The sequence below is a fragment of the Bradyrhizobium sp. U531 genome (assembly GCF_051710265.1).
Lineage (GTDB): Bacteria > Pseudomonadota > Alphaproteobacteria > Rhizobiales > Xanthobacteraceae > Bradyrhizobium.
This window is the reverse complement of the sequence record NZ_JASVEN010000003.1, coordinates 510,883-528,672: the sequence shown is the minus strand read 5'-3', so window position 1 is coordinate 528,672 and position 17,790 is coordinate 510,883. Positions and strand designations below refer to the sequence as shown.

At 63.8% G+C, this 17,790-nt stretch carries 15 protein-coding genes; 1 reads left to right on the top strand and 14 read right to left on the bottom strand.

The genetic code is table 11. The features are described from left to right. Positions 1–210: 210 nt before the first annotated feature. From QRQ56_RS18705 to QRQ56_RS18685, 5 genes are all read right to left on the bottom strand, one after another. Complete coding sequence (locus tag QRQ56_RS18705; protein ID WP_438742083.1) at positions 211–3,306, bottom strand: MexW/MexI family multidrug efflux RND transporter permease subunit; 3,096 nt, start codon at positions 3,304–3,306, stop codon at positions 211–213. A 70-nt stretch (positions 3,307–3,376) separates the two neighbouring features. Then, complete coding sequence (locus tag QRQ56_RS18700) at positions 3,377–4,570, bottom strand: efflux RND transporter periplasmic adaptor subunit (protein WP_438742081.1); 1,194 nt, start codon at positions 4,568–4,570, stop codon at positions 3,377–3,379. 1 nt (position 4,571) lies between these two features. Further along, positions 4,572–5,273, bottom strand: a complete 702-nt coding sequence (locus tag QRQ56_RS18695; protein ID WP_438742362.1) for a TetR/AcrR family transcriptional regulator — start codon at positions 5,271–5,273, stop codon at positions 4,572–4,574. A gap of 147 nt (positions 5,274–5,420) precedes the next feature. Then, entirely contained in the window at positions 5,421–6,011 is a 591-nt protein-coding gene (locus tag QRQ56_RS18690; protein ID WP_438742080.1) for a thiamine pyrophosphate-dependent enzyme, read from the bottom strand. Continuing rightward, on the bottom strand, positions 6,008–6,550 hold the full coding sequence (locus QRQ56_RS18685) for a phosphonopyruvate decarboxylase (protein WP_438742078.1): 543 nt from the start codon (positions 6,548–6,550) through the stop codon (positions 6,008–6,010). Before QRQ56_RS18685 ends, QRQ56_RS18690 begins: the two co-directional genes overlap by 4 nt. A 120-nt stretch (positions 6,551–6,670) precedes the next feature. Between QRQ56_RS18685 and QRQ56_RS18680 the strand changes: the two genes are divergently transcribed. Beyond that, entirely contained in the window at positions 6,671–7,891 is a 1,221-nt protein-coding gene (locus QRQ56_RS18680; protein WP_438742077.1) for a cytochrome P450, read from the top strand. Positions 7,892–7,991: 100 nt separating this feature from the next. Here the strand turns inward: QRQ56_RS18680 and QRQ56_RS18675 are convergent, their stop codons facing one another. The 9 genes from QRQ56_RS18675 to QRQ56_RS18635 form a co-directional block, all read right to left on the bottom strand. Then, on the bottom strand, positions 7,992–8,855 hold the full coding sequence (locus QRQ56_RS18675) for a sugar phosphate isomerase/epimerase family protein (protein ID WP_438742075.1): 864 nt from the start codon (positions 8,853–8,855) through the stop codon (positions 7,992–7,994). Continuing rightward, positions 8,855–10,045, bottom strand: coding sequence for a dihydrodipicolinate synthase family protein (locus QRQ56_RS18670; protein ID WP_438742072.1), 1,191 nt, complete (start codon positions 10,043–10,045; stop codon positions 8,855–8,857). The genes QRQ56_RS18675 and QRQ56_RS18670 overlap by 1 nt, the downstream gene beginning before the upstream one ends. Positions 10,046–10,181: 136 nt before the next feature. Further along, positions 10,182–11,333: a Gfo/Idh/MocA family protein gene (locus QRQ56_RS18665; protein ID WP_438742071.1), complete on the bottom strand. Its 1,152-nt coding sequence runs from the start codon at positions 11,331–11,333 to the stop codon at positions 10,182–10,184. Positions 11,334–11,338: 5 nt separating this feature from the next. Beyond that, complete coding sequence (locus tag QRQ56_RS18660; RefSeq protein ID WP_438742070.1) at positions 11,339–12,727, bottom strand: hypothetical protein; 1,389 nt, start codon at positions 12,725–12,727, stop codon at positions 11,339–11,341. A gap of 4 nt (positions 12,728–12,731) precedes the next feature. Next, positions 12,732–13,577, bottom strand: a complete 846-nt coding sequence (locus QRQ56_RS18655; RefSeq protein ID WP_438742068.1) for an ABC transporter ATP-binding protein — start codon at positions 13,575–13,577, stop codon at positions 12,732–12,734. 169 nt (positions 13,578–13,746) lie between these two features. Next, positions 13,747–14,739 (bottom strand): ABC transporter substrate-binding protein, encoded by a 993-nt coding sequence (locus QRQ56_RS18650; protein ID WP_438742066.1) that lies wholly within the window; start codon positions 14,737–14,739, stop codon positions 13,747–13,749. A gap of 52 nt (positions 14,740–14,791) precedes the next feature. Then, the gene (locus QRQ56_RS18645; protein WP_438742064.1) at positions 14,792–15,601 is read right to left on the bottom strand and encodes an ABC transporter permease; all 810 of its coding nucleotides are present in this window, start codon (positions 15,599–15,601) and stop codon (positions 14,792–14,794) included. Between the two features lie 425 nt (positions 15,602–16,026). Beyond that, positions 16,027–16,734: a TetR family transcriptional regulator gene (locus QRQ56_RS18640; protein WP_438742062.1), complete on the bottom strand. Its 708-nt coding sequence runs from the start codon at positions 16,732–16,734 to the stop codon at positions 16,027–16,029. 177 nt (positions 16,735–16,911) lie between these two features. Further along, positions 16,912–17,760, bottom strand: a complete 849-nt coding sequence (locus QRQ56_RS18635) for a VOC family protein (RefSeq protein WP_438742060.1) — start codon at positions 17,758–17,760, stop codon at positions 16,912–16,914. Between the last annotated feature and the right edge of the window lie 30 nt (positions 17,761–17,790).

Genomic DNA, 17,790 nt, shown 5'->3' with positions numbered 1-17,790 from the left:
AGCCGGGCTCGGCAGCGTGCTTGCTTGCGGAGTGTCGGGATGGAGGGAAAGGCTCATCTCGCGGAACCTAGCAAGAAGACCCGGCCTTGTCTCTCGCAAGCGCAGGACGCCCTGCACCTGCCTCGGCGCCGAATCGCCACGCGGCGGCAAAACGAAAAAGGGCGGCACCGGACCCGCCGCTGCCGCCCTTTGGTTCGTTTACGAGCCGCCTCAGGTCGGCCGCAGGGCCTTGGCGCCGAGATCGATCTCGTTGACCTGCTTGTTCCGCTCGGAATCGGCGGCAGCGCGGTGGTCGGTCGCCAGCACGACATACACCGCCGGCAACACGAACAGCGTGAACAGCGTGCCGATCGACATGCCGGCGACGACGACCAGGCCGATCGAGAAGCGGCTGGCCGCGCCCGCGCCGGTCGCGGTCAACAGCGGGATCAGGCCGGTCACCATCGCGGCCGTGGTCATCAGGATCGGCCGCAGGCGGATGCGGGCCGACATCTCGATGGCCGAACGGCGGTCGAGCCGCTCGTTGACCTGGAGCTCGTTGGCGAACTCCACCATCAGGATGCCGTGCTTGGTGATCAGGCCGACCAGGGTCAGCAGACCGACCTGGGTGTAGATGTTCATGGTCGCCACACCGAAGAACAGCGGGATCAGCGCGCCGACGATCGCCATCGGCACCGAGATCATGATCACGAGCGGATCACGCAAGCTCTCGAACTGCGCCGCCAGCACCAGGAAGATGATGATCAGCGCGAAGCCGAAGGTGATCGCGAGCTGATTGCCTTCCTGCACATATTGGCGGCTGTCGGCCAGATAGTCGTGGCTGAAGCCCGCGGGCAGCTTCTTGGCTTCACCCTCGAGGAAGTCCACTGCCGCACCCACCGTCACACCCGGCATCGGCACGGCCGAGAACGTGGCCGAATTGAGCTGGTTATAGTGGGTCAACGAGTTCGGATCGGTCTTGGTCTTGATCGACACCACGGTCGACAGCGGGAGCTGCTGGCCGGTGTTGGTCGTCACATAATAGCCGCCGAGCGATTCCGGCGAGAGCCGTTGGCCGCGCGGCACCTGCGGGATCACCTGGTAGGACCGGCCTTCGAGATTGAAGCGGTTGATGTAGTTGCCGCCGAGCAGCACCGCGAGCGTAGAGCCGAGGTTCTGCATGTTGACGCCGAGATCCTGCGCCTTGCTACGGTCGATCGTAATCTGGACGTTCGGCTGGTTGTAGGCGAGGTCGCTGTCGGAGACGATGAACATGCCGCTCTTGCGCGCAGCATCCTTCAGCTTCTCCATCTGCTCATAGACAGTCTGGTAGCCAGCGGTCGAGTTGATGACCATCTGCACCGGCAGACCGCCCGGACCGCCCGGCAACGGCGGCAGGTTGAACGCAAAGGCCTGCACGCCCTCGATCTTCGAGAGTTCGGCCTGCACCAGCGGCTTCAAGGCGATCGACGAGCGCTTGCGCTCATCCCAAGGCTTGAGCAGCAAACCCGCGATGCCGCCCTGCGGGCCGTTGATGCCGTTCAGCACGAAGCGGAAATCGGTTTCGGGGAACTTCTGGAATTCCTTGTCGAGCTTGTCGCCGTAGAAATCGACATAGTCGATGTTGGCGTATTTCGGCGCCTTGGTCACCGCAAACACGATGCCCTGGTCTTCCTCGGGCGCCAGCTCCTTCGACGTGTGCATGTAGAGGAAGCCGACGAGGCCGAGGATCGTCACCGCGAACAGGCCGGTGATCGCCTTGTAGTCGAGCGAGCGGTCGAGCCTGCGGCCATACCAGCGCGTCAGCGCGCCGAACACACGGTTCACCAGCTTGGCGAAACGACCCTCTTCGGTGTTCTTCAGCAGCACCGAGCACATCATCGGCGACAGCGTCAGCGCGATCACGCCGGATACGATCACGGAGCCCGCGAGCGTGAAGGCGAACTCGCGGAACAGCGAACCGGTGAGGCCCCCGAGGAAACCGATCGGCGCGTACACCGCCGCGAGCGTGATGGTCATCGAGATAATGGGACCGACGATTTCACGCGCGCCTTCCAGCGACGCCTGGACCGGCGTTTTCCCTTCCTCCAGATGGCGGTGGATGTTCTCCACCACCACGATGGCGTCATCGACCACCAGGCCGATCGCGAGCACCATCGCGAGCAGGGTCAAGAGGTTGAAGCTGAAGCCGAGCGACAGCATCAAAGTGCAGACGCCGATCATCGACAGCGGAATCGTGACGACGGGAATGATGACCGAGCGCAGCGAGGCCAGGAACAGGAAGATCACCACGATCACGATGATCACGGCTTCGCCCAGCGTCTTCTCCACCTCGTCGATCGAGGACTGAATGAACTTGGTCGAATCGTAAGCGACCTTCATCTTCATCGAGGGCGGCAGGTTGCGTTCGAGTTCCGGGAACAGTGCCCGCACGCCCTTGACCAGCGTCAGCGGATTGCCTTGCGGCGTTGCGTTCACGCCGATGAAGATCGCACGCTCGCCGTTAAAAGCGACGCTCGCATCGGTGCTCTGCGCGGCGAGCTCGACGGTGGCGATGTCCTCCATCCGGACGAAGCCGCCGTCCTTGGCCTTCACGATCATCTTCCTGAACTGGTTGACGTCGGTGAGGCTGGTATTGGTCGAGATGTTGGAGACGATCAGATAGCCCTTGGTCTGGCCCGCCGCGGACTGGAAGTTGTTGGCCGTGATCGCGGCCGCGACGTCGGCCGGCGACACGTTGCGGCCGGCCATCTTCATTGGATCAAGCCACAGCCGCATCGCAAAGGTTTGGCCGCCCAGGATATCGGCCGAGGCAACGCCGTCGACAGTCGACAGCACCGGCTGCACCACGCGCGTCAGATAGTCCGAGATCGCCGAGCCTGACAGCTCCTCGGAGGAGAAGCCGAGATACATCACGGCCGTGGTCTGGCCCGTGGTCTTGGTGACGATCGGGTCGTTGGATTCCTTCGGGATCAAATATTTGACCGAATTCGTCTTGGCCAGCACCTCGGTGAGCGCCTGGTTCGGATCGAAGTTCAGCTTGATGTAGACCTGGATCGTCGAGGTGCCGAGCACCGAGGACGAGGTCATGTAGTCCACGCCCTCGGCGGAGGCGACCGCCTGCTCGATCGGCGTCGTGATGAAGCCCTGGATCAGGTCCGCGGACGCGCCGGGATAGACGGTCGTGATGTTGATGACCGTGTTCGACAGCTTCGGATATTGCCGGATCGGCAGCACCATCGCCGCGCGCAGGCCGATCAGCAGGATCAGCAGGCTGACCACGACCGACAGAACCGGGCGTTTGATGAAAATATCGGTAAAGCGCATCGCGGCGATCTCGATTTCTTTGTCTCAAGAAAAGTGATCCGGCCGGGCCGGATCACTTGGATGTATTGGATCAGTAGCGCGGCGGCTGCGCCGGGATCTGCGGAGCCGGGTCGGTCGAGATCGACACCGCCGCACCCGATTGCAGCTTGAGCTGGCCGACGGCGACGACCTTGTCGCCCGGCTTGAGACCCTTGACGATCTCGACGCGGCCCTCGACACGGCTGCCGGTCTGCACGAAGGTGCGCACCGCGGAAAGGCTGGTCTTGCCGTCGTCACCTTTCTTCTCGGTGATTACGAACACGGAGTCGCCGTACAGCGTATAGTCGACCGCGGTCTCCGGAACGGTGATCACGGCCGGCTTGTCCGGCAAGACCACCGTGGTGGTCACGAACATGCCGGGCTTCAGGATCTTCTCCGGATTGGCGATCGTCGCCTGCACGCGAATGTTGCGGGTGTCGGCCGCGATCTGTGGCTCGATCGTGGTGATCTTGCCCTCGAAGGTACGGCCTGGATAGGCGTCGACCTTCAGCCGAACGGTCTGGCCGACCTTGAGGTTGCCGGAATCCTTTTCGGTGACGGTGAAGTTGGCCCACAGCTCCGACAGGTCGGTCAGCGACACGATCGCCGTACCCGCCGTCAGATATTGGCCGACCTCGACCTTGCGGACGCCGAGATCGCCGGAGAACGGTGCGCGCACCAGCTTCTGCGAGATCAGTGCCTCGGTCTTGGCGATGCCGGCCTGCGCCTGATCATAGGCAGCCTGCGCGGTATCGACGGTGGCCTGCGGTCCGAACTGGCGCGAGGCGAGCTGCTTGGCGCGATCGAGCGAGAGCTGCGCGACAGTGGCCTGGGCCTTGTAATTGGCAAGGTCGCCCTGCTCCGGCGCGTCGAACAGCTGCACCAGCGGCGTGCCGGCCTCGATACGCGTGCCCGGCTCGAACTTGATCTCGGTGACGCGGCCGTTGACGTCGGCGCTGACGTCGACCTGGTGCACGGCGGCGAGGCCGCCGACCGCGGTCAGCAGGTTCGGCACCACCTCGGACTTCGCCTCTGCCGCGCTGACGGCGGTCGGCGGCGGCTTGTTGCCGGCGAAGAACTGCTTGATCATCTGGCCGCGGAAATAATTGAACCAGACGAGGCCGCCGACGAGCGCGGCCAGCAGCGTGCCGACGATGATGAACCATAGCACCGGCCGGGCCGGACGCTTGGGAGCCTTGTTGTCGATCGGTTCGCCCGAAATCTTGTGTTCGGTTACGATGTTCATGTCATGCACTCTCTGCAATCGCCGTCATGCCGACATCCGCGGCCTGATCGTGGCCCAGATGCGAAGCAATTGCGGCGTCGTTAAGTCCGATACCCCTCAGGAGAAACTCACACAGCTGCCGCTCGAGGTCGTCAGCCTTGCCGTAGACGAGACAAGGCGTGGCCGGCAGCCTGGTCAGCGCGGCGGTCATCACCGTGTGATGCGCAAACCAGAACAGGTTGAGCGGCTCGCCGCTGCATGCCCGCGCGTCCCCGGCAGCGACAGCACGTTCGAGCGAGGCGAGGAAGATCGCCCCGATCAAGGTTTCGATCTTGGCATACAGCAATTGGGCGAATTCGCCATCATCCAAATGGCTGGTGGCCATCAGTCGCAGGCGCTGGGCCTCTTCCTGATCGGGGCCGTCGGCGATGTGCAGGAAATGCTGCACCATGCCGCGGATCACCTCGACCAGCGTGGCGGTCGAAGGCTCGCGCTCCAGCAGCTCGGTGAGCGCCGGATCGGCCTCGCATTCATCGCTGAGGATTTCGGCGTAGAGGGCCGCCTTGGACGGGAAATGCTTGAACAGCAGCCCCTCGGAAATGGCAGCGGCGGCCGCCACGCTTTTCGTCGTGGTGCCGGTATAGCCATGTCGGGCAAAGCAGCGTTTCGCGGCACCGAGGATCAATTGACGCCTCAGGTCGCTCGTCATACGCAATGAGCTCATGCTAGTGAGTAAGCACTCACCCACGTAAAAGTCAAGCACTATGTTGCATCGCAACCTAAGTGCGTTGCGAATTCAGGGGAAATTGGCTCGGCCTGCGCGGGGCGCGTGCAGGACCTGAGCGCCGCCGCATGGATTGGGCCGCCTCTCCTAGATGGGCTGAAAGCCGAGGTCGCCCCGGATCCGATTGAGGATGTAGGTGCCGTCCCGGGTCGGCAGGATCCGCTCCAGGCTGGCGTTGTCGATCTTCACGTTGGCAAAGCGCGGGCCTGCCGAAACGTCCTGGACGGCTTTGGCGAAGGCCTCGACCTCGGCCATGGTCGAGATCGCCTGGCTGTCCTTGATACCGCAGGCCTTGGCGACGCCGACGAGGTCGGCGGCGGCAGAGGTATGGCTGGTCTGGCCGCCCGTCTCGCCATAGGCCTCGTTGTCGAGCACGACGATCGAGAGGTTGGCCGGCTTCTGCAGCCCGATGGTGGCAAAGCTGCCCAGGCCCATCAGCATCTCGCCGTCGCCGGTGATGACAAGCACCGGCAGCTTCGGCTGCGCCAAAGCGAGGCCAAGGCCGATCATGGCAGCGCCGCCCATGCCGCCCCAGAGATAAAAATTGCGGGCATGGTCGCCGGCCGCGCACATGTCGTTGGTGGAGGCCCCGAGGCCGCCGATTGCGACAACGTCCTTGCGGTTCGCCAGCAGCGTGGAGACGACCTGACGGCGGTCGAGGAGATTGGCCTTGCTCATTTGGTGAAAACCTTGGCGCCGATCAGGCGCTGCGACAGGAGGACGGCGGTGGGGGTGAGCGCGTTGTAGGCTTGCCCTGCAGCGGCCTCCAACACAGCGGGCACTTCGGCCGCGTTCGAGGCGCGAAGCACCTGCACGCCCGAGAGTTCAAACACGCCCTGCGTGGTCGAGCCCATCGGCACCTGCCACGGATTGAACTCGCCCCACTCGCCTCGCATGGTCACGAGCGTCAGGAAGGGAAAGCGCAGGATCGGGATCAGCGACAGCATGTTGATGCAATTGCCGACGCCGCTCGACTGCATCAGCAAGACGCCGCGCTGTCCACCCGCCCAGGCGCCGGCGAGAAGCGCCACGCCCTCCTCCTCCGTCGTCAACGGAATGCCGCGCATCGTGGACGATGCCAGCACGCGCTGGATCAGCTTCGAATGGCCGGCATCCGGTACGTAAGGCACCTGCCGGACGTCGAAACGTTGCAGGGTCGCGAATATATCGTCGGGCCAATTCGGCGCCGTGTCGGCAGCCTCGGCGTGGGCGTGCATTTTCCTGTCCAGTCGGCTAGCAAGGTGGCAAGACTTGAGATGCCAGGACTGTAGACGCATGCATGCGCCGATCAGAACAACAAAAACGGCATAACGGCTTTAACCGGCGAGTATAGCGGGATGAACGCAAACGCGAAGGAGCTGGCGGCAAGCTTCGACCTCGAGAAGCTGACGCCCGAGTTCTACGACGACCCCTACCCGACCTATCGTGCACTGCGGGAGAACGAGCCGGTCAAGCGGCTGCGCAGCGGCACCGTGTTCCTGACCCGTTATGACGACCTCGTCACTACCTACAAGAACACGAAGTCCTTCAGCTCCGACAAGAAGCGCGAGTTCGCACCGAAATACGGCGACACCCCGCTCTACGAGCACCACACCACCAGCCTCGTCTTCAATGATCCGCCCGCACACACCCGCGTCCGCCGCCTGATCATGGGCGCGCTGTCGCCTCGTGCGATCGCAGGCATGGAGGGCGATCTCGTCAGGCTGGTCGACGGCCTGCTCGACGCCATCGCTGCCAAGGGGACTTGCGAGCTGATCGAGGATTTCGCCGCGTCCATTCCCATCGAGGTGATCGGCAATCTGCTCGATGTGCCCCATGACGAGCGTGGGCCGCTGCGCGACTGGTCGCTGGCGATCCTCGGCGCGCTCGAACCCGTGGTGTCGTCCGACGCTGCCGCGCGCGGCAACAAGGCCGTAAAAGATTTCCTGGCTTATCTCGAGACCCTGGTCGCGCGCCGGCGTGAGAAGCCCGGCAATCCCGAGCGCGACGTGCTGACGCGCCTGATCCAGGGCGAAGAGAACGGCGAGCGGCTGACCGAGAAGGAGCTGCTGCACAATTGCATCTTCCTGCTCAATGCCGGGCACGAGACCACGACGAACCTGATCGGTAACGGCCTCGTCGCGCTGGACCGTCACCCCGACCAGAAGCAACGGCTGATCGACAATCCCGACCTGATCAAGACCGCGGTCGAGGAGATGCTGCGTTTCGAGAGCTCGAACCAGCTCGGCAATCGCATGACCACCGAGAAGGTCGAGCTCGGCGGCGTCACGCTGGAAGCCGGCACGTCGGTGACGCTATGCATTGGCGCGGCCAACCGCGATCCCGCGCAGTTTCCCGACCCCGAAAGCTTCGACATCGCGCGGACGCCGAACCGGCATCTCGCCTTTGCCACCGGCGCGCATCAATGCGCCGGCATGGCGCTGGCGCGGCTGGAAGGCGCGATTGCGATCTCGCGCTTTCTGGCGCGCTTCCCGAATTACGCGGTGAGCGGAAAGCCGGTGCGGGGCGGACGGGTGCGGTTTCGGGGATTCTTGAGTGTGCCCTGCTCGATCCTCTGAGGCTCTACCCCAAAAAGTGCGAAAACAACCCCATGCACAGTAGCCAAGCCTTTGACGTCTACTAACAATCTGGAAGGACGCGCACAGGGTGCCCTAATACCTAAACCACTGTCTTATGCCTGGTAACGCAGGTGCGCAGAACCTCGTCCATCGGTTTTCCCCACCAGTCGTTGGAGAAGATCTCGATCTCGGAATAGCCGGCAAAGCCTTGCGCCTCGACCGCAGCTCGCACGGATTTAATGTCGATGACGCCGTCGCCCATCATGCCGCGGTCGTTGAGGATATCCTTGGTCGGCACCAGCCAGTCGCAGACATGGAAGGCGAGCAACCGATCCTGGCCGGCGCGCGCGATCTGCTCCATCAACTCCGGGTCCCACCAGATGTGATAGACGTCGAGCGCGACGCCGAGCATGCCGCTGCGGTTGGGATCGAGCCGGTCGCAGATATCCAGCGCCTGCCTGGTGGTGTTCACGCAGGCGCGGTCGGCCGCATAGGCCGGATGCAAGGGTTCAATGGCCAGCGGCAGCTTTGCCTGCCTGGCGTAGTCAAGCATGTCGGCCAGCGCCTCCTCGACCTGCCCGCGTGCCGCGACGAGATCTTTCGACGCCCCGCTGCCCGGCCGCGAATATTGCGGCAGACCGCCGACGACCAGCACGATGCAGGGCGCCCCCAGTGCCTTGGCCTCATCGACGCAGCGGCGGTTGTCGTCGCGCACCTCGCCCCGCCGCGAGGCATCCGAGGTGAACATGCCGCCGCGGCAATACCCTGACAATTCTAGGCCGGCCTCGCGCACCGCACGAGCGGCCCGGTCGAGACCGACGGCGGCGACCTGGTCGCGCCAGGGATCGATGGCGCGAATGCCGCGCTTCGCACAGGCATCGACGATCTGAACAAGGTCACCCTGCTTGCGGACGGTCGCCGTGTTCAGCGACAGCCAGCGGTGGTCGGACGAGAAATCGCGCATCAGGGTTCGATGCCGTGGGTGGCGAGCACGGTCTTCATCCGCTGCGTCGCGATTTCGGGATTGGCGAGCAGGCCGGCCTTGTCGGCCAGACGGAACAGCTCGGCGAGATGAAGCGTGGACCGCGTACTCTCCTGCCCCCCGACCATGGTGAAGTGATCCTGATGGCCGTTGAGATAGGCCATGAAGACGACGCCGGTCTTGTAGAAGCGTGTTGGCGCCTTGAAGATGTGGCGCGACAACGGCACCGTCGGCCCCAGCACGTCGTGGAAGCCGGCCTCGTCGCCAGCGGCTAGCCGCGACAGCGCGTAGGACGCCGCCGGCGCGATCGCGTCAAAGATGCCGAGCAGCGCATGCGAAAAGCCCTGCTCGTCACCAGCGATCAGCTCGGCGTAATTGAAATCGTCGCCGGTATACATCCTGATGCGCTTGTCGAGGCGGCGGCGCATGTCGATCTCACGCTGCTTGTCGAGCAGCGAGACTTTCACGCCGTCGACCTTGGCGGCGTTGCCGTTGATGATGGCGACCGCCGTGTCCATGGCCTTGTCGAGATCACCGGTGCCCCAATAGCCTGATAGCGCTGGATCGAACATGTCGCCGAGCCAGTGGATGATGACGGGCTCGCGGACCTGCGACAGCACGCGGTCATAGACTTTCGCGTAATCGTCGGCGTTGCGGCCGAGCTTTGCCAGCGCGCGCGACGCCATCAGGATGATGCGGCCGCCGACCTTCTCCACGGCCGAGATCTGCTCCTCATAGGCGCGGATCACGTCGTCGAGGCTCCTGGCGTCCTCCACCGCGAGGTGATCCGTACCGGCGCCGGAGAATACAAGCGCGTTGCGTCGCTTGGCGGCGCCGACGGAGCGCGTGATCAGCTCGAGCGAGGTCGGCCAGTCCAGCCCCATGCCGCGCTGCGCGGTGTCCATGGCTTCGGCCACGCCGAGGCCGAGGTCCCAGACGTGCTCGCGGAAGGCGATGGTCTTGTCCCAATCGACGGCGACCGACAGCCAGGGATCGTTGTCGGCGAACGGATCGGCCACGGTGTGCACGGCCGAGAAGGCAATGCGGTTTAGCGGTCCCTCGAGCTTTGCGGGGAACGTGCGCGAGGCCGCGAGACGGTAGGTCTCGATCGAGCGATCGGACTTGGGCAGCTTGAGCGACAATGATGACATGGGAAGAACGGGCTTGTTCATGGTCTCAGACCTCTCCCCGTCATTGCGAGGAGCGAAGCGACGAAGCAATCCAGACTGCCTCTGCGGAAATATTCTGGATTGCTTCGCTTCGCTCGCAATGACGGCGTGGTAGACATCGGGGCTTAATTACCGGACATCACGCCTTGATCGGGGCGACGTCGATCCAGCGCCGCTCCTTCCAGCTCTTCAGCGCACATTCGGCGAGCTGCACGCCCTTGACGCCTTCGAGCAGCGTGAACTTGTAGGGGGCATCCTCGTAGACGTGGCAGATGAACATCTCCCACTGCTCCTTGAAGCCGTTGTCGTAGGTGACGTTGTCAGGGACCTTCTGCCAGTCGCCGTAGAAATCGTGCAGCCGCTTCTCGTCGGGATTCCAGACCGGACGCGGCGTTGCCTGCCGCGCCTGGATCATGCAGTCAGTGAGGCCTGCGACCGCCGAGCCGTGGGTGCCGTCGACCTGGAAGGTGACGAGGTCGTCGCGATAGACGCGCGTCACCCAGGACATGTTGATGTGGGCGATGACGCCGCCTTCGAGCTGGAAAGTCGCGTAGGCGGAATCATCCGCGGTCGCCTTGTATTTCTTGCCCTGCTCGTCAAAGCGCTCGGGGATGTCGGTGTTGCCGATGCAGACCACGCTCTGGACATTGCCGAAGAGGTTGTCGAGCACGTAGCGCCAGTGGCAGACCATGTCCAAAATGATGCCGCCGCCGTCCTCGTCGCGGTAGTTCCAGGACGGCCGCTGCGCCTCCTGCCAACCGCCTTCGAACACCCAATAGCCGAACTCGCCGCGCACCGAGAGGATGCGGCCGAAGAAGCCGGAGTCGCGCAGGAAGGCGATCTTCTTCAGGCCGGGCAGGAACAGCTTGTCCTGCACCGTGCCGTGCTTGACGCCCTTGGCATTGGCGAGCTTCACGACTTCGAGCGCCTCTTCGAAATTCGTCGCGATCGGCTTCTCGCAATAGACGTGCTTGCCGGCGTTGATGGCCTGGGTCAGCAGGCCGGGGCGGGCCTGCGTGGTCGCAGCGTCGAAGAACATGGTGTCGTTCTTGTCGGCAAGCGCTGCATCGAGGTCGGTGGTCCAGCGCGTGATGTTGAAGCGCTTGGCGAGCGCTTCGATCTTCTCGGCGCTGCGGCCGACCAGAATCGGGTCGGGCATGATGCGGTCGCCGTTCTTCAGGCGGACACCGCCCTGGTCGCGGATCGCGACGATCGAGCGGATCAGATGCTGGTTGAGCCCCATGCGGCCGGTGACGCCATTCATGATGAGGCCGAGGCGTTGGGTGGTCATGCCGATTACTCCTGAAGTGATGTTGGCTGTTCGAGCGGGCGGAGCGCCGACCAGTCCGGATGGACCGACGTCGCAAAGCCCACTGTGTTGAGCGATCCCGTCAGGAGATCGCCGTCGTGAATGGAAAGCCGGATGCCCTGCCCGGCATCGGAATAGAGATCGGGATGCGCGGCTGCAAAGGCCTCGGCTTCAGCTGCGGGCGTCTCACCGAAACCGTCGACATAGTGATGGCCGTTGCGCTCGGCATGGGTGACGCCCAGGAAGGCACCGAGCGCGAGATCCTGCTGCACGGCGAGGCCCGCCTGGCACGTCAGGTCCTCGCCGGTGACGAAGAAGGTTTCAGCGCCGGTCGTCCATTGTGCCGCGCGGGTCGCGTTGAGGATCGATTTGTAGAGACCCTTGCACGATTTCGAGGAGATACCGCGATACCCGAGCGGCCTCATCGCCAGAAACGCATCGTAGGCATCGTCGGCTTCGTCGATGATGAAGTCGCGCGTGGCGAGCTCACCAAGGGCGGTCTCCCGGGTCATGTCGCGTGGCATTGGCTGCTCGATGTAAAGAAGCCGGGCCGAGATTGGTTGCAGTGCCACGTCTCTATCAAGGCGACCGGTCAATGCACGCAACGCAACAAGGTCAGCATATTGTTCGTTGGCGTCGAGCGAGACCCTGTAGTCACGATCCAGTGTGTCGAGCTCTTTACCGATGCACACAAGCCGTGTCGCGTCCGCTTCCGGATCGCCCGACAGCTTGAGTTTGAAATAGCTAGCGCCAGCGTTTTCACACACGTCGGCTACACCACCTTCGCCCTCGATCTTGTCGTCAAGGCCGACCGTATGCCGGACGGCAACTCGTGGCAGGGGCGTGCGGCTCTTCAGAAACCCTGCGATCTCGGCGCCAGTCAGGTCGAGCGACATCCGCCCGTCGACGCCCGCGATGTTGTCGGCCATTCCCTCGAAGAAGCTGGCGCCAACCTCACGCAGAAGCGCATCGAGGATCGCCTTGTCAATTTCCGCCGGACCATAGCCCGCCGCAAGTGGTGGAATATTCTCTTCCGCGCACGCTTTGACTTGGGCGCTGATACACGACGCATGCAGGCCGAACGCTGGCCGAAAACCGGTCTCCGCCAAATAGAGCCGGCGCGCGATCTGCAGCGAGCGGCGCAAGCCGTCGACCGTCTGTGCCGGCGACAGCTCCGGCCGCTTGTCGAACCATTTCGGCACCAGCAGCTCGGCGCTGGCGCCGACGGCGACGCCCCTGCCCTCGACCTCGATCTCCACCCGCACGAACAGCTGCGGCGTCGCATTGATGGTGATCGCACCAAAGCGGAACGGCCGCGCAAACTGCACGGGACGTTCGAAAAAGGCGATGTCTCGCAGCTTCAGGCGCGGCGCCATGGTTTCAGTCCAGCGAACCTTGCGAGAAGAAGTGTTTGCGGATGCGTTGCACGAGCTCGGTAAAGACAGGGTCAGCCATCACGTCGAGCGAGCGCGGGCGCGGCAGCGGCACGTCGTAGATCGCCGCAATCGCGCCGGGCCGCTCGGTCATGACCAGCACGCGGTCGGCCAGAAATACGGCTTCGGGAATCGAATGCGTGATCAGCAGCACCGTCTTCCTGGTCTCGCGCTGGATCCGCATCAGCTCGACGTTCATGCGCTCGCGCGTCAGCGCATCGAGCGCGCCAAACGGCTCGTCCATCAGCATGATCTTGGGATCGTGCACCAGCGCGCGGCAGATCGAGGCGCGCTGCTGCATGCCGCCGGAGAGCTGCCAGGGCAGCTTCTTCTCGAAACCTTCGAGCCCGACCATCTTCAAGAGCGACTTGGCGCGGTCGAGATATTCCGGCCGCGGCAGCCGCTTCATGTCGATCGGCAGCATCACGTTGCCTAGGATGTTCCGCCAGGGCAGCAGCAGTGCGTTCTGGAAAACGATGCCGACATTTCCGTGCGGCGTCGTCACCTTCTCGCCCTCGACCAGGATCTCGCCCGCGGTCGGCGGCAACAGGCCCGAGATCAGCTTCAGCAGCGTGGACTTGCCGCAACCGCTTGGGCCGACCACGACGAAGAACTCGCCGTCATTGATGTGAAAGTCGAGCGGCCGCAGCGACGGCACGTCGCCGTCGCGCGTCCGGTAGGTTTTCGATACGCCGGACAGCTTGATGCCGGAGGCATCGCCGGCGCGGTCCGACACCAGGCGCAGATGTGCGCCCGGCTGCAGATCAACTGGCTTGGTTGCAGGGTTCGTCACAGCCCTCTCCACCCGTCGTCCCTGCGAACGCAGGGACCCATACGCCGTGTCCGCGCGGTTGGGCACGCGGCGAGAGACCTTCCGTAACCACCAAAGCCGGTGGTTATGGGTCCCTGCGCCCCGTGCGCAAGTTGCGCACTAGGCAGGGACGACAGCGGAGATTGATCGCTCACGAGCCGCTCTTCGGCAGATAGTCGTTGGTGTAGAAAGCCTTCGGATTGTCCTTGGCCTTGGCGTCGAGGCCGCCATATTCGACCAAGAGGTTGACGGTCTCGGTCATGTTCTGGTCGGTGACCTGGAACGGCCGCTTGCTCTTGGTGTCCGCAGTCCGGTAGAGCGGAATGGTCAGCTCAAAACCTTGCGTCAACGTGTCGATCTTGCCGCCCTTGGGGTTGGCGTCGAGGATCGACTGCGCGGCCGCCTTCGGCTCCTTCTCGGCGGCTTCGACCGCCTTGGTGGTCGCCGACATGAAGCGGCGGACGAGGTCGGCATTGGCCTTCACATAGTCGGCGTTGGCGATGATGCCCGAGGAGACCATGTTGATGCCGTAGTCGGCGAACTTGATCGGGTAGACGTCCTTGCCGGTGGCGTCCTTGATCTTCATGGACTGGTCCATGACGTAGCCGAGGAGCAGATCAGCCTGACCGTTGATGACGGCGTTGAGCTTGGTCTGGCCGTCGCCGGCCACCGTCTGGAAGTCGCTTTCCTTGAGCCCCGTCTTCTTCAGGAACAGCGGCCAGATCTGGGTCATGGAATCGGCCGGCGTGATCGCCACCGTCTTGCCCTTGATGTCCTCGGGCTTCCTGATGTTCTTGTCGACAAAGCCCATCGCGGACATCGGCGAGGTCTGCAGCAGCACACCGGTCGCGACCACGGGGGCGCCCTTGATGGCGGCGCGCATCATGGTGGGGACGTCGACGTAACCGAAATCGGCGGTCTTGGCGGCGACGGCCTGCGTAGTCGCAGCCGATCCGCGCCCCTCCTGGATTTCGAGGTCGATGCCCTCGGCGGCGTAGATGCCCTTGGCCTTGCCGTAATAGAACGGCGCGTGCTCGCCATAGACGTACCAGTTCAGCATCAGCACGACCTTGTCGGCTGCCTGCGCCGGCATGGCCGTCAACGCCATCAGCGCCACGGATGCAGCCCCAATCCACCGCTTCATCGTCACTCTCCCTTGCCGTTATGTTTCGGCCGTTGGTGGCCGTTGCTTGAAATTACGATGCGAAAATCACGTCCTCGCGCTGGCTGACGTGCCAGGGAATGACCAGCTTCTCGATCCGGTCGACGATCCAGAACAGGATCACGCCGAGCAGTGCGAGGATCACCAGCGCTGCGAACATCGTCGGCAGGTCGAATGTGCCGATCGAACGCTGCATGACGTAGCCGATGCCGGAATTGGAGCCGACGAACTCACCGACGACGGCGCCGACCACGGCCAGCGTCACCGACACTTTCAGGCCTGAGAAGATCGCCGGCAGCGCGTGCGGCAGGTTCACCGCGCGAAACACCTGGAAGCGGCTGCCCTGCATGGCGCGGGCGAGATCGACCATGTCAGGATCGACCGACTTGAAACCCTGCACGGCCGAGACCACCACGGGGAAGAAGCCGAGCAGGAAGGCCGAGATCACCTTGGGAATGATGCCGAAGCCGAACCACACCACGAACAGCGGCGCGATCGCGATCTTCGGCACGGATTGGGAGAACACCAGCAGCGGATAGACATAGCTCTCCACCGTCTTCGAGCCCGCGATCAGCATGGCGACGGGAATGCCGAACAGCGCAGACAGCAGGAAGCCGCAGACGGTCGCATAAGTGGTCGGCCAGGACTGCCGCAGCAACTCCGACCATTCGGTGCGCAGCACGGCGATGACATCGCCCGGCGACGGGATCTGGTAGGCGGGGATCCTGAACAGCCGGATCGACAGATCCCAGGCGACGACGATGAAGACGAGGAACAAGAACGGCCGAACCCAGGCCGCATTCAGCATCTTGGAGACCGCATGCTGCGGCTTCGGCTCGGCCAATTTTCACTCCCGGCATTCTTCTTCGTTATGGAGAGAAATTAACCCGTTGGATAAATACTGTCCAGAGCTTTCCCTGTGACGTTTTGCACCGGGTTCCGGGACCGTCGGACGGGACTATCGCCTCCGTGTCCCGGACGCGCTGCAGCGTGCAACGCTGCTGCGCAGAGCCGGGACCCAGAGGCCGCGCGCTTGAACGCTGGCATGGGCCCCGGCTCTGCAGCGCACCGCAAGAGCGCTGCGCTGCGTCCGGGGCACGGGAGCGTCCCACCCGTAGTGTCATTCCCCGCGAAGGCGGGGAATCCAGTACGCCGCGGCTTCTCGGCTCATTCACAGCCGTCTCTGGAATACTGGATCGCCCGATCAAGTCGGGCGATGACAGCGGATAACTTGGAAAGAGCGGTCCGATCGTCGACCAGCGAGGAGCGCTAAACCGTCTGCGCCACCACAGCCCGCGGCTTCGGGCCTTTCGCGATCTCGAACAACGCGACCGACTGTCCAGTCAGCGCGGCCAGCACCAGGCCGACCATGTGCGCGAGCCGCTCGTCCTTGGCCTTCTTGTCCAGGAGATCGCGGCCGAAGATCACGCTCAGCGTCGCCGAGTTCGACAGGTAGAAGAAGCACAGGCCCGCGATCGAGATGTAGAGCTGCACCGGATCGACCGCGACCTGGAAGTCGCCGCTGTCGACGCCGCGCCGCACCACGGTGCGGATCATCTCGACGAAGGGCGAATGCATCGACTTGACCTTGGTCGACTTCTTGAGGTGCTTTGCCCGCGCCAGGTTCTCGGTCTGGAGCAGCGACAGGAATTCCGGATTGCGCAGGAAATAATTCCAGGTGAACTCGATCAGGCGCCGGATCGCCTCGGGCGGATCGAGATGTTCGAGATCGAGCCCGCGCTCCTCGCTGCGGATCTTGTCATAGGCACCTTCGAGCACGGCGAGATACAGCTCGTCCTTGTTGCCAACGTGGTAGTACAGCATGCGCTTGTTGGCGCCGGCCTTGGCCGCAATGCGATCGACGCGCGCACCGGCAAGGCCATGGGCGGAAAACTCCTGCTTGGCGGCTTCCAGAATGCGCAGCCGCATCCCCTCGGGATCGCGCTGCCATTTCAGAGTTCGCTTTGCCTTTGCCAAACCGGTTGCTCGCTGGGTGATGTCAGATACGCGTGTAACACGGGAGCGCGCATTTGAGAAACGTCGTCATTCCGGGGCGCGCCCTCTTGGGCGCGAGCCCGGAATCCATCGTGCAGCAGAGCAAGTGGATGGATGGATTCCGGGCTCGTCGCTTCGCGACGCCCCGGAATGACAACATCACGCCACCGGCTTCGGCGAACGCTCCAGCAGCACGGTCTGGATGCCGCAGGTGCCGCTTCGCACCGTCATGATCCGTGTGCCCGGCTTGCGGCCGTTGCGCACCTCGGTGACGTCGAGGCCGGCGGCGATCAGGCGGGCGCGGGTGGCGTCGATGTCGGCGACACGCCAGCTCAGGCCCCAGAGACGATCATGCGCGACGTCGCCCCCGGCGACGGGACGGCGCACCACCTCGACGACGAGATCGCCGCAGCGGAAGAACATCAGCTGGCCCCAATCCTGGTGCGAACGGTCGAGCGCGAGATCAAGCCCGAGTCGCGCGCCGTAAAGCGCGGCGGCACGCTCGGAATCCTCGGTGGTGACCACGACGTGGTCGAGCCCGTCGATCGGCGCGACGTCTGTCGCAGCGGAGACCGGCCGCTCGTCGGCAAGCTCGAGGAAGAACATGCGCACGCCGCGCGTGAGTTCCGTGGCGGCGCGCGTGCGTTTCCAGTGCAGGACGGCACCCGCCTCGGCGTCGCTGCTTTCCACCTCGGTGACGGGATCTGGCTTCAAGGCCACCCGCTCCAGCCGCCGATGCATCCGGCTCATATCCGCGACACGAAAGCACAGGCTGGCGAGCATGCCCTCCTGGTCGTCGAGCAGCACACGCATCCGGTCCGCAGTCGCAGTGAAACCGCTCGGCGCCATCAATTCGATCGTCATGTTGTCGAGCGTGAACAGGACCCGGTCCGCGCCTTCGCCGGAATTCTGCCAGGCCGGCGCACGGGCAAGCAGCGTCTGATAGGCCGCCTTGGCCGCGCCGATATCCCTGACCAGGACGACGATGTGATCGAGGCCCGTGATCATTTCTCCCCCATTCGATCGACCTGCTTTGCC

Coding starts and splice junctions, on each gene's coding strand:
- QRQ56_RS18700 (WP_438742081.1), bottom strand. CDS start 4,570: ATGAACATCGTAACCGAACACAAGATTTCGGGCGAACCGATCGACAAC.
- QRQ56_RS18675 (WP_438742075.1), bottom strand. CDS start 8,855: ATGCGCGATTTCTCGTCCGACCACCGCTGGCTGTCGCTGAACACGGCG.
- QRQ56_RS18680 (WP_438742077.1), top strand. CDS start 6,671: ATGAACGCAAACGCGAAGGAGCTGGCGGCAAGCTTCGACCTCGAGAAG.
- QRQ56_RS18690 (WP_438742080.1), bottom strand. CDS start 6,011: ATGAGCAAGGCCAATCTCCTCGACCGCCGTCAGGTCGTCTCCACGCTG.
- QRQ56_RS18635 (WP_438742060.1), bottom strand. CDS start 17,760: ATGATCACGGGCCTCGATCACATCGTCGTCCTGGTCAGGGATATCGGC.
- QRQ56_RS18670 (WP_438742072.1), bottom strand. CDS start 10,045: ATGAACAAGCCCGTTCTTCCCATGTCATCATTGTCGCTCAAGCTGCCC.
- QRQ56_RS18695 (WP_438742362.1), bottom strand. CDS start 5,273: ATGAGCTCATTGCGTATGACGAGCGACCTGAGGCGTCAATTGATCCTC.
- QRQ56_RS18685 (WP_438742078.1), bottom strand. CDS start 6,550: ATGCACGCCCACGCCGAGGCTGCCGACACGGCGCCGAATTGGCCCGAC.
- QRQ56_RS18705 (WP_438742083.1), bottom strand. CDS start 3,306: ATGCGCTTTACCGATATTTTCATCAAACGCCCGGTTCTGTCGGTCGTG.
- QRQ56_RS18665 (WP_438742071.1), bottom strand. CDS start 11,333: ATGACCACCCAACGCCTCGGCCTCATCATGAATGGCGTCACCGGCCGC.
- QRQ56_RS18660 (WP_438742070.1), bottom strand. CDS start 12,727: ATGGCGCCGCGCCTGAAGCTGCGAGACATCGCCTTTTTCGAACGTCCC.
- QRQ56_RS18650 (WP_438742066.1), bottom strand. CDS start 14,739: ATGAAGCGGTGGATTGGGGCTGCATCCGTGGCGCTGATGGCGTTGACG.